Origin of the sequence: Paenibacillus castaneae, from assembly GCF_002884445.1 — a bacterium.
GTDB classification, from domain to species: domain Bacteria; phylum Bacillota; class Bacilli; order Paenibacillales; family Paenibacillaceae; genus Pristimantibacillus; species Pristimantibacillus castaneae.
Genome location: NZ_KZ614144.1, coordinates 573,267 through 588,343 on the forward strand (window position 1 = coordinate 573,267; position 15,077 = coordinate 588,343).

Here is a 15,077-nt window from a genome sequence, read left to right on the forward strand (position 1 = left end):
TTCTTGATAAAGCGGTTGGACGGATGACGCTCTTTTTTTGTCGAAAAATGGACATAATAACCATTACCAATTCAAAACCTGCAATATTTAGCTGATCGTGCGTATCATTATTGTCCTTATGGTAGATCCTTAAATATATTCCTTTTATTTGAAATCAGTCACAGGTGGAGGTAGGATGATCCGTTATGTTTGCATTATTAAAGTTTCTGCTAGGATGGGGCAGTTCAAAGTACAGTGAGCTGTCTAAATCGGATTCTTCAAGTGCTAGTTCGGTTAGCAGCGAGCTGTCCGATAACATAAAGCATCTTCAGCAGTTTTTTGATTTGACTCCTGATTTGGTTATTCGCCGAATTCAAATGGAACAGGTTGGTACTGCAGCTTCACTTGTATATCTGGAAGGCTTGGTTAACAAGGATTTGATAAACAATAACATTCTGCATGAGTTGATCCATCGTGGAGCTATTGATAATGAAATACCAGAAGTAAGTTTAGGGAGTGTTCGTGTAGTATCGAAATGGGATGACATTGAAAATTCCATTTTACAAGGGGATAGTGTGCTCTTTATTAATGGGCAGTCGAAGGTTCGTATTTACGAGACCAAAGGGTGGCCGCAAAGAGCGGTCGAGGATTCACGGATCGAAGCGTCTCTTCGAGGGGCTCATCAGAGCTTTGTTGAAACGGGGAGTCAGAATATCGCGTTAATTCGCAGGTATATTCCCAACCAGCAGCTTAAGATAAAGGAAATAACGGTAGGAGAACGCGGAAAATCCAAATGCTCAATAATATATTTAGCTGATGTGGCTCATCCGGATGTGCTCAAGGAACTTGAGAAAAGGATGAAACAGATTGATGTTGATGCGGTTATGAATACGGGTGAGCTGGCAGAATTTCTGGAGGATAGTCCGTTCTCCCCTTTCCCGCAGGTTATATTGACGGAGAAGCCGGATACGACAGCATCGCATATTCTCCAGGGAAGGTATGCATTGGTGGTGGATAAGTCACCCACAGTGTTGATTACGCCTGTTAACTTTACCACATTTTTTCAAAGCATCGATGATTACAATGCCCGCTGGACGATTGCTTCGTTCACTCGGATTCTGCGGTTTTTTGCATTATTTATCGCCTTATTTTTGCCGTCTGTGTATATTGCGCTCATCTCATTTAACTATGAAGTGATACCTTTTCAGTTCATTCTATCGATAGCGGAGACGAGAGCGCGAATTCCGTTCCCTCCAATAGTAGAAGCCATAATAATGGAAATCATGCTTGAAATGTTGAGAGAGGCTGGAATTCGTTTGCCCGCTCAAATCGGACAAACGATAGGAATTGTGGGTGGTATTATAATCGGCCAAGCTGCTGTACAAGCTGGACTTGTCAGCAATATTATGGTCATCGTCGTTTCCTCCACCGCCATTGCTTCCTTCATTATTCCTATTTATGATATGGGCGCTACCATTCGGCTTCTGCGGTTTCCCATGATGATATTGGCAGCGATGTTTGGAATTATCGGTATTGTATGCGGTGCAATTGTATTAGTTGCTCATTTCGTTTCCCTTGAGTCCATGGGAACTCCTTATGGCAGTCCGCTGGCTCCGATGAGATTCCCCGATATGAAGGATGTATTTATCCGAATCCCACTGTGGGGAATGAATAAGCGGCCAAAAAGCACAGGAGCAGTGCAAACCTTTAGACAGGGACATAATAGCGAGCGCGGCGGTGAGGATTCTTGAAGAAATATGCGGCTAACCAAATCACATTTTTACAATTTGTATTCATACTTCATGGGAGTCAAGTCGGTACGGGGATATTTGCTCTGCCTAGGATTCTCGCTGAGAAAGCAGGAACGGACGGTTGGATTTCAGTCATTCTGGCATGGTGCTGCAATTTGATTGCCAGTGTAGTAATCATAAAGGTATTTAAGAAGTATCCGAACGATACCTTACCGGATTTATTGATCCGTCTCTTTGGTAAAATAGTAGGGAGAATTTTAATCCTCCCCATCATTGTTTATTTCGCTTTTATGGTCTGGAACATACTCATAGCCACGATGCTATATGTCAAGGGATGGTTTTTGCCGATGACTCCAGACTATGTGGTGATGATTTTGTTGATTGTGCCTGGGTATTTGGTAGCGAGCAAAGGCGCGCGTGTATTGGGCCGTTATAGCGAGCTTGTTTTTTATATGACTATTTGGTTGTTTCTTATTTTAATTTTCGCTATAAAAGACAGTCACTGGATTCATCTGCTGCCGATTGTTAAAGAGGGCTGGCTGCCCATATTCCAAGGAGTAGCAGCTACGATTTATCCGTTTCTCGGATTTGAGATTTTATTTGTTATATACCCCTTTCTTCAAAAAAAGCATTTGGCTGTACGGGGAGTCGTCCTAGCTAACACGATTACATTAGCCATACATCTAGGAATCACCTTGATAAGCTTTGCTTTTTTTAGTCCTGATGGCATTACAGAATATAATGAGCCTGTTTTCAATTTACTGAAAGTGATTGAATTCCACTTCATAGAGCGTTTTGACATGGTTTTCTTGGCTCTTTATTTATTTGTGGTAACGACCTGTTGGCTTCCATATGCGTTCGGGGCAATCCTTAGCACGGAAATATGGCTTGGCAAAAAGAATTCCCAAGCGATTGCCGCTATACTGGTAGTGTTCATTATTTTGCTCATCTTACTCACCCACCCCTCCTGGAATGAGTCAAATAAGTGGACGCAGATCATAAATCAAGCAGGGATCGGATTCGCCTATTTATTCCCGTTCTTGCTTTACATCTATGTTGGTATTTACAATCGGTTTCAACGGAGTGAATCTAAGTGAAGCGAATTTATTTCGTTTGTCTACTATTGTCGCTCACCGTTCTGCCAGGCTGCGTCGATGAGGTCGATATTGAAGATATTTCCCTTTCCTTAATGGTAGGGATTGATCTCGATGAAGATAACCGTCTAGTTATTTCGTCCTCCAGCCCGGTCTTTAATAAAGAAGCGGAGGAGAAGGAAGAGAACACGTCCGTTATCGCGATCACTCCGGAACAATCTGAAGGAGAATTCGATGCCACAATTACGGCTTTATCGAGTCGAGGCAAGGTTCAAATGCTGCTCATCGGCAAACGTGTGTTTCAACATAAAGATTGGTTCAATATTTTGGACACGATTTATCGGAACGGGCAGAACACAACATTGTCTCGGGTCGTTCTTGTAGACGGCGCGGTGGAGGAGCTCATGAAATTCAAGCCTAAAGATAAACCGCGTCTCCCAGTATACTTATTGAAGCTGATTGATACAGCTCACGAACAAAATTTAACCGTCAAAACTTCGCTTCAAGAGCTTCATCGTCAATTTTGGGAGAAAGGAGAAAGTCCCACTGTGACGGAGCTGAAAAAAGACGGCGAAGTCACGATAACAGGAACCTCTATATTGAATCGCGATGGTTTATACAAGCTGTCACTGGACCTGGACGAAACCAAATGGCTAAGAATTTTACAAAATGAAACGGATGGGGAATTTAGCTTCACTATCCAGCTTCCAGAGCAGCCGAGTAGCGGGTTGTTCCAAAAAAATAGAATGAGCTTTTTTCCTAATGCTACTAAAGTCAAAGTAAAGACAAGTTTTGCGGATGACAAATTTATATTCAATTATGGCATTGACATGAGAATAGTCGTGACGGAGCGTCTGTTCCGCTATGATATAATGAAAAAAGAAGCAGAACTCGAGAAGGAAATTCAAAAAGAGCTTGAAAAGAAAATAGAGCAATTGGTCAAAAAGGTTCAGCGGGCTAAGGTCGATCCATTCGGACTTGGCTTATATGCGAGAGCCTATGAATATCCCCACTGGAAACAGGTTCAGGATAACTGGGAAGATACGTTCTCCAAAGCGGAAGTTCATGCAAAAGTAAAAGTAAAAATACTATCAATGGGATCAACGAAGTGATTAAAGGACAGGTCGAATGTAATATTCGCCTGTCTTTTTTGATGCAAATTAGTTCTTCGGCAGCGTAGTTAAGCTTGTTAGGGATTAGCCATGTATATCATTAATATGATATAGTTAAAGCAAAGAACCAATCATCCTATGTTTGGAGGTTTGAAAGATGCTTAGTAAGACAACTCGCCTTACTCTTGTGGATCAAGTGATCCTGCAAATAGAAGCGTTAATTGATTCCTGCGAATGGCCTGTAGGCCAAAAAATACCAGCCGAGCCAGAGCTTGTAGAAGAGCTTAACGTTAGCCGCAATACACTGCGTGAAGGCATAAAGGCACTCTGTCATACGGGTGTGTTAACAACGAGACAAGGGGACGGGACCTATGTGACCTCCAGCAGCATGCTTGGCGCGGCTATTCAACGCCGAATTCAGAAGTCGAGCTTGCTCCATACGCTGGAAGTGAGAAATGCGCTTGAGCAGGAAGCAGCAAGGCTGTCCGCTGAAAGGCGGACGGAACAGGACTTGGAGCGGATTCGTTTTTTTCAGCAGGAATGCAGCTCGTTTACAGCCGTTCACGATATCGAGATGTATGTGGACGCGGATATTAAATTGCATCAGGCCATCGTGGAATCAAGCGGTAACGGCATGCTCATTGATCTTTATGCGCATATTACCGAAGCGATTAAGGAATCAATTACTATCTTTTTAAGAAAAAAGGTTGCCGATGCGCTTCCTCCGAACGAACATCATCAGCTGGTAGAGGCTATTGCCGTGCAAGATGCCGCTGCCGCTGCGGAAATTGTGCAGCAATATATTTATCAATTAAAACAAGAGGTAGAGATGGAGGAAAATTAAGTGGATGCTTCACAACATAAGTCAGGCACAAAAGAAATGGGTGCATCCAAGAAGCGGGACTCACAACATAAGTCAAGCACGCAAGAAATGCACGCATCCAAGGGATGGCTGCTTGTTTTAGGCATTATTTTGATTGCGGCTAATATGCGTGCGCCACTCACTTCAGTAGGCCCGCTTATCGGAACGATACGGGATGACTTAGGCATATCGAATACGTTAGCTGGCATGATTACTACGCTCCCGCTGCTGGCATTTGCCCTACTTTCGCCTATTGCGCCTAAGCTAGCCCGCCGATTCGGAACGTCAACCGTTCTATTCGGATCATTGATTCTTCTTGTTATAGGAATGGCACTGCGCTCTTCATTAGGCATTAGTTCACTGCTGCTCGGTACAGTCATACTAGGCCTCGGAATTTCGATTTGCAACGTACTCATGCCAAGCTTGATTAAACAAAATTACCCTTTGAGAATTGGCTTAATGATCGGCATTTACTCGGTAGCCATGAATTTAAGTGGTGCCATCGCATCTGGAATCAGTGTTCCGCTATCGGCTGGAGCCGGGCTCGGATGGAAGGGAGCACTCGGGATATGGAGCTTGCTTGCTTTGATTGCTCTGATTGTGTGGATTCCTCAAATAAGACGAAATCCAAGCCAAAAGGTTAAAACATCAGCATCGAGCGAAAAGCGGACCAGCTTATGGAAGTCGCCGCTCGCATGGCATGTTACTTTATTTATGGGCTTGCAATCGATGCTTTTCTACGTCGTCGTATCATGGCTGCCAGATATTCTAGGAAATTTGGGGATGAGCTCCGACTCTGCAGGCTGGATCCTCTCCTTGATGCAGATATGTTTGCTTCCGGTAACTTTTATCGTACCGATTATGGCTGGACGAATGCAAAACCAAGTTGCTCTAATGATGCTGACGGCAGCATTATTCTTTATTGGCATTGGAGGACTACTTTCAGGAAACCATACTGTAGTCATTATTGGAGTTTTATTGATCGGAGTTGGATCGGGCTGCGCCTTCAGCCTAGCTATGATGATGTTTGGGCTTCGTACTGCAAATGCGCATGATGCTGCTGAATTATCGGGAATGGCGCAATCAGTAGGCTATTTACTGGCAGCATTGGGACCTACTTTATTCGGCTATTTGCATGATATTTCAAACGGCTGGACTGCGCCGCTTATTGTACTGCTCGGAATAACGGTTCTATTATTTTTCTTTGGCGTTTCTGCGGGGCGGAATAGAGTGATTGGCAGCGCGGATGCTGCTGGGAGAGTATGAGTTGAAATATGCAATAAACAATCGGCTTCATAACCAACTTCACTTTCGTGCAATGGCATATTAATCGAGCTAATGGACTTAGGAGCCATTATATGCTGCTGGATGAATATGTACAAAAAAACACCTGAATCAGGTGTTTTTTTCGTGTGCGATGTGCTCAATGTGCTCAATGCCCAGCTCCACCTTCGTGGATAGGCATATGACTGGAGCTAACGGACATAGGAGCCGTTATATGCTGCAAATGTGCCTTCAAAGGGAGGTTAGTGGACACCAGAGTCGTTATTGGGCGGAAAACAAGCAAATATGGCCCTTGGCAACGGGAATAGCGGGACTCATGTCCGTAAGCCACTCCAAATGCGAAGAAATCGTATGAATAACAGCTCTGGTGTCCGTAAGGTTATGTGGAAGAGCCAAAAGAGCAGGGTTTGCTAGCGAAGCTGCTGCAGCTCTGCTGATAGCAGAGGCACAATCTCGAACAGGTCGCCGACGATGCCGTAATCGGCGACGCCGAAGATGGGGGCGTCGGCGTCTTTGTTGATGGCAACGATGACGCGAGACTGGCTCATGCCGGCCAAATGCTGAATAGCGCCGCTAATGCCGCAGGCGATATATAGCTGCGGTGTTACAACCTTGCCGGTTTGCCCAATCTGCAGGGCATAATCGCAATAGCCTGCGTCGCAGGCGCCGCGGGAGGCACCGACCGCGCCGCCTAGCGCGGAAGCCAGCGCGCGCAGCGGCTCGAAGCCCGCCGCGCTGCGCACGCCTCGGCCGCCGGATACGACGACGTCGGCTTCGGCGAGATCAAGTTCGCCGCCGGCGCGCCGCACAAGGCTGCGCACGGCGGTGTAAAGCCGCGGCACCGTGAACGGCAGAGCCGTAACGGTGCCTGTCTGTTCGGCGGCGTCCAGCACATCCGCCGCCGGCAAATTATTCGGGCGCACCGTGATGACCCACGGATGGCCCGGCAGAAAGCTGCGCCGCTCGAACGCCTTGCCGGCGTAGAGCGGGCGAATGAAGCCGACGTCGCCGCCATCGTCAGAAGCTTCGATGGCGGTGACGTCGGCGATGTGGCCGGCGCCATGGGCCGCGGCCACGCGGGGCGCGAGCTCGCGCCCCATTGCGGTGTGGCCGAGCAACAGCGCGTCCGGCCGCACCGCAGCCATGGCTGCGCCGAGGGCGGCGATGTACGCCTCGGGCGCATAGGCGCGGAGGGAAGGATCGTCGGCAATATGCACGACGTCCGCCCCCCGCGCTGTGAGCGCGGCGGCTTCTTCCGCCGCGCCGCCGGAGCAGGCAAGGACGGCATGGACAGCGCCGTCCTTGCCTGCGAGCCGCCGCGCTGCGCCGAGCGCCTCCAGCGCCACGCGGCGGAGCACGCCGTCCCGGCTCTCCGCAAACACCAGAATCGTTTTGGACATATGAAGCAGCTCCTTTCCTCTAACCTATGGTCATCCCTCAACAAACAACATCGTTCTTTCTACCCTGAGAGTTCGTGGAGGCAGCATCAATTTTCTCGTTTATTAACTAACATCCTCCCATTCTTCAATGAACGAACTGGGCCGTACCTGCAGCATCGTTCACTCTACCCTAGGGATTTCGTGCGGTCTGCCTAAATCCATCAGTGTAATGACTAACATTCTCCCGTTCTTCAACGAATGAATGCCACCCAAGGAGGTTTGCACTTGCAGCATCCCGTCTTCTATATCACTGTCTTTCTCCTACCCATAGCTACAGCAGCTTAGCCTCGGTCCGAAGCAGCGCGATGAGCGCGGCCGCTTGCTCGGCCGGCGCGCCGGGAAGACGCTTGCCGGCTGTGCGAGGCGGCGGTGGGATAAGCTGCGCGCGCACGGTGCGAGGTGAAGCATGCTCGGCTGCAGCTGCATCGCTGCCGAACAGCTCGCTGACCGTCACCGTCCGAAGCGGCTTGCGCTTGGCTTTCATAATGCCGGGCAAAGAAGGATAGCGGGGCTCGTTGAGCCCTTGCTGGGCTGTAATGAGCGCTGGCAGCGGAATTGACACGGTTTCCGTATCGCCCTCGACATCGCGCTCGATGAGGGCATAATGTTTAGCGCTGTGTCCATCCGGCGCGCTTATGGCTTCGCCCAAAGCACTTAGCTCTGCTGCGGAAGCGATCGTCAGCTTTACAGCTGCGGAGGCATGAGGCAGCTGGAGCCGCTCGGCGACTTGAAGCGCGACGCTTCCGGAGCCGCTGTCAACCGCAAATAAGCCCGCCAGCAGCAGGTCGGGCGCAAGCGGCTCGATGACAGCGGCTAAGGCAGCAGCTAGCGACGAGGCGTCCTGTGACAAAGCCTCTCCGTCCAGCCGAATAGCCTCATCTGCTCCAATAGCAAGCGCTGTTCGGAGCGCTTCTTGGGAGCGTTCAGGCCCGCAAGTGACGACGATGACCTCTCCGCCAAGCAGCTCCCGCTGCCGTATGGCTTCTTCTAATGCATACTCGTCGTAAGGATTAATAATAAACTTTGCATCGCTTTCATCCACGCCCGCTTGCGTAAGCATTATTTTCTCTTCCGTATCAAAGGTTTGTTTGAGAAGCACCACTATTTTCAGCATAGAAGCTCCTTTCTAAGCTTGGATCAACGTTAGTCCTGATCTCGTCCGTTAAGCTGCATACTGTCCATCAGTGCTACGATATGATCGGCCCACGCGGAATAGACCGCTCTGTTTCATCGCCTGAGGGCGGCATGTTCGCGATTGAAAGCTCATATACATAAAGCACCGCGGCTATTTTTGAAAGCGCTTTATTACTTGTCCAACTGCTTCGCGCTAGGCGTGTTGGTTGCATGAACCGGCATACAAGGAGGGGCGGGCACATGGAGATTGCATTTATGGTTTTACTGACCGGACACATGGCGATTGCAATTAAGGTTTTACTGCTGGGGGACATAGCGATTGCAATTAAGGTTTTACTGTCCGGGCACATGGCGATTGCTTTTAAGGTTTTACTGTTCGAGGGGCTGACAGCTTGGAGCGGATATGGAGCAGCGATGTCGCTTTCGATATCCACCATATCTGAACAGCTGGTGGAATGGGGCAGATGGCTGTTGTTCGCATCCATTGTGCTGTTTGCTATATGGATGTTTGCAGCAGTTGTGATGAGGCGAGTCGATTATATCCGGCTGGGTGTACCGACGGTATTTGCTCGGTACAAACGCCAAAGCAAAAGTAAAAACAGCTTTGCTGGTCAAGTATTCGGGCATCGCAAGCTGTTGAATGATGTCAGAAGCGGCATCATGCATCTGGTTTACTTCTATGGCTTTATTGTGCTTCAGCTTGGTGCGGCAGATTTGATATGGAAGGGGCTAAACGGAGGCAAGCCGCTTCAGGTTCCTTATTATGATTGGTTTACTTGGACGCAGGAGGTGACGGTAGCGTTAGTTCTGGCGGCTGTTCTTTATGGCGCCTTCCGGAGGTATGGGGAACGGCTTCCGCGGCTGAAGCGCGGCTGGAAGCCGTCGCTCGTCATGTGGTTTATTGGGACGCTGATGTTCACGATTCTTTTCAGCTTAGCGTTCGAGAGGCTTTCATCGAGCGGCAATGGTTCTTCGCTTGCAGCTTCAAATTATGCGCCAATTAGCAGCGTGCTTGCGAAGCTGATTCATACGGCTGGCGTACAACCGGGCAGCCTGGCTGCTCATGCCGGCTTTGAATGGTTTTGGTGGCTGCATCTGCTTGTGCTGCTCAGCTTTCTTGTCTATGTGCCGCAGTCGAAGCATTTCCATCTGTTGATCGCTCCGGTTAATTTATGGTTCCGGCGCAGCACGCCGCCAGGCCGCCTTGCACCTTTGAATCTGGAGGATGAAGAAGCGGAGTATTTCGGCGCGGGGAAGGTGGAGCATTTTACACAAAAGCAGCTGGTTGATCTGTATGCATGCGTGGAATGCGGACGATGCACCAATGTTTGTCCAGCCTCGAGTACCGGCAAGCTGCTCTCGCCGATGCATCTCATCGTGAAGCTGAGGGATCATTTGACGGAGAAAGGAGCTGCGATCACGTCCAAATCGCCTTGGCTGCCTGCTGGTCTATGGGAGAGGGAATCGAAGGAGCCTCACGCCCATATGATGGGAGCTGTGATTCCAGCATGGGAGACTGCAGCGGAAGGTGGGACGATGATCGAGCCGACGATGAACGCGCAAGCGGAAGCTTGGAATAAACGAAAAGGAGTTAAACCGGAGGAGGTGGAGCTCATCGGCGAGGTCATAACCGAGGAAGAGCTGTGGGCATGTACGACCTGCCGCAATTGCGAGGAGGTGTGTCCAGTCGGGAATGAGCATGTGGACAAAATTATCGATATGCGGCGTTATCTCGTGCTGATGGAAGGTAAATTGCCTTCCGACGGCCAGCGCGCTTTGCAAAATATTGAGCGGCAAAGCAACCCTTGGGGGCTGCCGCGTGCCGAGCGGGCAGCGTGGATCGCCGATTGCGAGAGCCGGACCGGCATACGCGTTGAGACGATGCAAGAGCTGAAGCAGCAAGGCCGCAAAGCCGACATTCTGCTATGGGCCGGCTCTATGGGCGCCTATGATATGCGCAGCCGCCGCGTCCTCTATGATGTGGTGCGGCTGCTCAGCTATGCGGGGGTCAGCTTCGCTACGCTCGGTCTTGAGGAGAAAAGCTCGGGCGACACGGCAAGGCGTGTCGGGAATGAGCTGCTGTTCCAGGAGCTGTGCCGTGAAAATATCAATACGCTCACCAAGTACGGCGTCACTCACATCGTGACGGCTTGTCCGCATACATTCAATACGTTCAAAAATGAATACCCTGATTTCGGTCTAGACGGGGGCATTCGCATCGAGCATCATACGGAGCTGCTCGCCAGGCTGTTGGATGAAGGCTTGCTAATTCCGGTGTATGAAATAGCTGAGCGTGTTACGGTTCATGATTCCTGCTACCTTGGACGCTACAACGATACGTATGAGGCGCCGCGCAATCTGCTGCGAGCGATTCCGGGTGTAACGATCGAGGAGATGGAGCGCTCCCGTTCAAACGGAATGTGCTGCGGCGCAGGAGGCGGGCTCATGTGGATGGAGGAGCATTCGGGAACGCGCGTCAATCACGCAAGGACCGTCCAGGCGCTGGAGGTGAAGCCGACGGTTATCAGCTCCGCCTGTCCGTACTGCTTAACGATGATGGAAGACGGTCTGAAGGCTTTGTCCGCAGACGAGAAAGTAATTGCCCGCGATGTGGCAGAGCTGCTGGCAGAAAGTATATTTGGTGACTAAGCCAGTGAATGAAAGGATAGAGGAGGAGGGGACTTATGACGTCGATTCAGGCATCGCCAAAAAACGCCAGCTCCATTCGCAAAGCCGCCGTAATTGGCTCGGGTGTGATGGGAGCGGGCATTGCCGCTCATCTGGCGAATGCGGGCATGCGCGTCGTGCTGCTGGATGTGGTTCCGCAGGCGTTGACGCCGGAGGAAGAGAAGCTAGGGCTGAAGCTGGAGGATACCAAGGTGCGCAGCCGTCTGGCGAGCAGCGCCATTGCGCGGATGAGCAAGGCCCAGCCGGCGCAGCTCTATGATTCTGCTTGGACCGCACGAATCACGCCAGGCAATCTCTCCGACCATCTCGCTGCGCTCGGAGAAGCGGATTGGATCGTTGAAGCGGTTGTCGAACGGCTGGATATTAAGCAGCAGGTGCTTGCGGCCATCGAGTCGGCACGGAGGCCAGGAACAATTGTAACAACGAATACGTCAGGCTTATCCGCTGCATCAATGGCGGAGGGGAGGAGCGAGGAGTTTCGGCAGCATTTTGGAGTGACGCATTTTTTTAATCCGCCCCGCTATATGAAGCTTGTTGAGATTGTGCCTACTGCGGACACGATCCCCGAGGTCGTTCGGCTGCTCAAAGAGGTTTGCGAGAAACGGCTTGGCAAGGGCGTCGTAATCGCCAAGGATACGCCAAACTTTATTGCGAATCGGATCGGCTCCTACGGCATGCTGGTGACGCTTGAGGATACGCTGAGCTTTGGGCTTACAGTAGAGGAAGTGGATGCACTGACGGGGCCGGCGATGGGAAGGCCGAAGACGGCGACCTTTCGGATGATGGATTTGGTAGGACTCGATACGCTGCTGCATGTCATAGATAATGTGCGGGAGAGAAGCAGCGACGAGGAAGAGCGGGCTGCGTATGCCAGACCAGCGTTATTGGAACAGTTAACGGCGGCGGGACGACTGGGTGAAAAGTCGGGAGCAGGCTTTTATCGCAAAGTGAAGGGGAAGGACGGCAGTGAAATCCAATCGCTGAAGCTGGATACGATGGAATATGGGGCCAAACGCCCGATCAACTCGCCTGTTATCGACGCAGCCAAGACTGCCAAGGGAGCTGCGGCGAAGGTGAAGGCATTGCTCCGAACGGACCCGCGTGACCGTTATGCTCAATTTGCATGGTCTACCATTAAGAAAACGTTGCTTTATTCGGCTGCCCAGGTCGGCATAATTGCCGATTCCATCTCGGATATCGACCGCGCCATGCGCTGGGGCTTTAATTGGGAGCTTGGGCCCTTTGAGCTGTGGGATGCAATCGGTCTTGTGGAATCGGTGCAGCAAATGCGGAAGGAGGGCGAAAAAATACCGGCGTGGGTGGCGGAATGGGTCGAGGCTGGCAATCAAAGCTTCTATGTAATGGAGAAGAACCAACGGACGTATGCGGCAAGCGGAGCATATAAGCTGGAAACGCCGGAGGCGGATGTAATCTCATTAGCAGCGTTGAAAGCTTCCGGCAAAACCGTACTCTCTACATCCGGCGCCAGCTTAATCGATATCGGCGATGAAGTTGTGCTTCTGGAGTTCCACTCTCCCAACAATGCAATCGGTGGAGATATATTAACGGCTATTCGCCAGACCGCGGAAGAGGTATCCCAAAACTGGCGCGGGCTTGTAATCGCTAATGAAGGTAGAAATTTCTGCGTAGGCGCGAATTTGATGCTGCTGCTGATGGAGGCGCAGAACGGCGAGTGGGATGAGGTCGAGGAAATTATTCGCTTCTTCCAAAGCAGCATGCTGGAGCTGAAGCGGCTGGATCGTCCAGTCGTTGCCGCACCGCACCGGATGACGCTGGGCGGCGGGGTAGAGGCATGCTTGCCAGCGGACCGGATTATTTACTCACCGGAAACTTATTTCGGATTAGTTGAAACGGGAGTTGGCCTTATTCCTGCGGGCGGGGGCTGCAAGGAAGCGGCTGCGATGGCAGCTGAACGGGCGCATACTGCAAACGGCGGCAAGACAGGAGGAGACCTGCAGCCGCATTTGAATGTCTTGTTTGAGACGATTGCGCTAGCCAAGACGTCCTCTAGCGGCCATGAGGTTAGCCGGCTGGGACTGATGCGGCCGCAGGACTTTGTCATTATGCGGCAGGACTCGCGGATCGCGGAAGCGAAGCGCGCCGTGCTTGAGCTGGACCGAGCAGGCTATACGCCGCTGGCCGAGACGCGAATTCGCGCTGCTGGACGCGAGGGGAAAGCGGTGCTCAAGGTAGCGGTTCAAGCGATGCAGCTGGGCGGCCACATTAGCGAGCATGATGCTCTTATCGCCGGCAAACTGGCGCATGTGCTCGCGGGAGGCGATATCCAGCCGGGTACAGAGGTAAGCGAGTCGTACTTGCTCGACCTCGAATGTGAAGCCTTCCTCAGCTTGTGCGGTGAACGCAAGACGCAGGACCGCATGAGCCATATGCTTTCGACGGGAAAGCCGCTGCGCAATTAGCGCAGCAATCTAAGCTTTGTTCTACCAAAGGAGGAAATCACTATGTCAGCTGTATCACCGTTTACCGATCATGACCTCGATGCTGTTATCGTAGCCGCGGTTCGAACGGCGGTCGGCAAAGCATCGAAGGGAAGCTTGGCGGAGACGAGGGCGGAGGATTTAGGCCGGGCTGTTCTCCAAGGCGCGCTGGAGCGAGTGCCTGAACTATCGCCGGCGCTCATTGAGGATGTCATCATCGGCTGTGCGATGCCGGAAGGCGAGCAGGGACTTAATTTCGCACGCGTCATTTCGTTATATGCAGGCTTGCCGGTAACGACGCCTGCCGTAACCGTCAACCGCTTCTGTGCTTCCGGTCTGCAGGCTATTGCTTACGCTGCGGAACGGATACGGCTTGGCGATGCGAGTGTTGTCGCAGCAGGCGGCGTCGAGAGCATGAGTCATGTGCCGATGACGGGCTTTAAGCTGTCGCCTCATCCCGCGATTGTAGATGCGCGGCCTGAAGTGTATATGGGAATGGGGCACACGGCGGAAGAGGTTGCAAGGCGTTACGGCGTTACGCGTCAAGCGCAGGATGCCTTCGCTTCGGCAAGTCATCGGAAGGCAGCCGCGGCCATTGAAGCGGGGCGCTTTCAAGCGGAGATCGTACCTTTGACCGTTACGCGCTCGGGCGTGAATGATGCTGGCCGGCCTTGGGAGAGCGTATTTGAATTCCATACAGATGAAGGAGTGCGGCCAGAAACGACGGAGCAGACGCTGGCGCCGCTCAAGCCTTCCTTCGCGCGTGAAGGGACGGTTACAGCAGGCAACGCCTCGCAGATGAGCGATGGAGCGGCAGCTGTCATCGTCATGAGCCGCAGCCGTGCGGCAGAGCTGGGCTTGCGCCCGCTTGCTGCATTCCGCGGCTACAGCGTGGCAGGCGTCGCTCCAGAAATTATGGGCATCGGACCGATTGAGGCGATTCCCAAAGCTTTGAGCCGGGCAGGCATTTCGCTCGAACAGGTTGATCTATTTGAGATAAATGAAGCTTTTGCAGCGCAATGTATTCCTATTATTAATGAGCTGGGCATTAATCCGGAGCTCGTGAATGTCAACGGAGGAGCCATTGCGCTCGGTCATCCGCTCGGCTGTACGGGAACGAAGCTGACGGTATCACTTATTCATGAGCTGAGCCGCCGGGGCGGAGGAATCGGCGTTGTGTCGATGTGCATAGGAGGAGGGATGGGCGCAGCCGGAGTGATCGAGGTGTATGGAGAAGCTGATCAACCTCATTAAGTTAAGCGGAAGGGAGAACTG

At 51.5% G+C, this 15,077-nt stretch carries 10 protein-coding genes; 8 read left to right on the plus strand and 2 right to left on the minus strand.

The features are described 5' to 3' along the window. Positions 1 to 185 precede the first annotated feature (185 nt). From CEF13_RS02470 to CEF13_RS02490, 5 genes are all read left to right on the plus strand, one after another. Positions 186 to 1,730 carry a spore germination protein gene (locus tag CEF13_RS02470; protein ID WP_102709264.1) on the plus strand — a complete coding sequence of 515 codons (1,545 nt, stop codon included), beginning with the start codon at positions 186 to 188 and terminating at the stop codon, positions 1,728 to 1,730. Beyond that, a complete protein-coding gene (locus CEF13_RS02475) occupies positions 1,727 to 2,827 on the plus strand; it encodes a GerAB/ArcD/ProY family transporter (RefSeq protein WP_102709265.1) in 1,101 nt (366 codons plus the stop codon). Before CEF13_RS02470 ends, CEF13_RS02475 begins: the two co-directional genes overlap by 4 nt. Further along, positions 2,824 to 3,936 carry a Ger(x)C family spore germination protein gene (locus CEF13_RS02480; RefSeq protein WP_102709266.1) on the plus strand — a complete coding sequence of 371 codons (1,113 nt, stop codon included), beginning with the start codon at positions 2,824 to 2,826 and terminating at the stop codon, positions 3,934 to 3,936. Before CEF13_RS02475 ends, CEF13_RS02480 begins: the two co-directional genes overlap by 4 nt. Positions 3,937 to 4,093: 157 nt before the next feature. Then, positions 4,094 to 4,780, plus strand: a complete 687-nt coding sequence (locus CEF13_RS02485) for a FadR/GntR family transcriptional regulator (protein WP_102709267.1) — start codon at positions 4,094 to 4,096, stop codon at positions 4,778 to 4,780. Between the two features lie 87 nt (positions 4,781 to 4,867). Then, positions 4,868 to 6,064 (plus strand): CynX/NimT family MFS transporter, encoded by a 1,197-nt coding sequence (locus CEF13_RS02490; RefSeq protein WP_102716165.1) that lies wholly within the window; start codon positions 4,868 to 4,870, stop codon positions 6,062 to 6,064. 428 nt (positions 6,065 to 6,492) lie between these two features. Here the strand turns inward: CEF13_RS02490 and CEF13_RS02495 are convergent, their stop codons facing one another. Continuing rightward, complete coding sequence (locus tag CEF13_RS02495; protein WP_102709268.1) at positions 6,493 to 7,482, minus strand: electron transfer flavoprotein subunit alpha/FixB family protein; 990 nt, start codon at positions 7,480 to 7,482, stop codon at positions 6,493 to 6,495. Between the two features lie 310 nt (positions 7,483 to 7,792). Next, complete coding sequence (locus CEF13_RS02500; protein ID WP_102716166.1) at positions 7,793 to 8,632, minus strand: electron transfer flavoprotein subunit beta/FixA family protein; 840 nt, start codon at positions 8,630 to 8,632, stop codon at positions 7,793 to 7,795. A gap of 437 nt (positions 8,633 to 9,069) precedes the next feature. Here CEF13_RS02500 and CEF13_RS02505 point away from each other — a divergent pair, with 437 nt between their 5' ends. From CEF13_RS02505 to CEF13_RS02515, 3 genes are read left to right on the plus strand one after another with little or no spacing between them, the layout of a single operon-like run. After that, entirely contained in the window at positions 9,070 to 11,304 is a 2,235-nt protein-coding gene (locus tag CEF13_RS02505; RefSeq protein ID WP_208414628.1) for a (Fe-S)-binding protein, read from the plus strand. Positions 11,305 to 11,339: 35 nt separating this feature from the next. Then, positions 11,340 to 13,784, plus strand: a complete 2,445-nt coding sequence (locus CEF13_RS02510) for a 3-hydroxyacyl-CoA dehydrogenase/enoyl-CoA hydratase family protein (RefSeq protein WP_102709269.1) — start codon at positions 11,340 to 11,342, stop codon at positions 13,782 to 13,784. A 42-nt stretch (positions 13,785 to 13,826) separates the two neighbouring features. Further along, complete coding sequence (locus CEF13_RS02515) at positions 13,827 to 15,056, plus strand: acetyl-CoA C-acyltransferase (RefSeq protein ID WP_102709270.1); 1,230 nt, start codon at positions 13,827 to 13,829, stop codon at positions 15,054 to 15,056. Positions 15,057 to 15,077 lie beyond the last annotated feature (21 nt).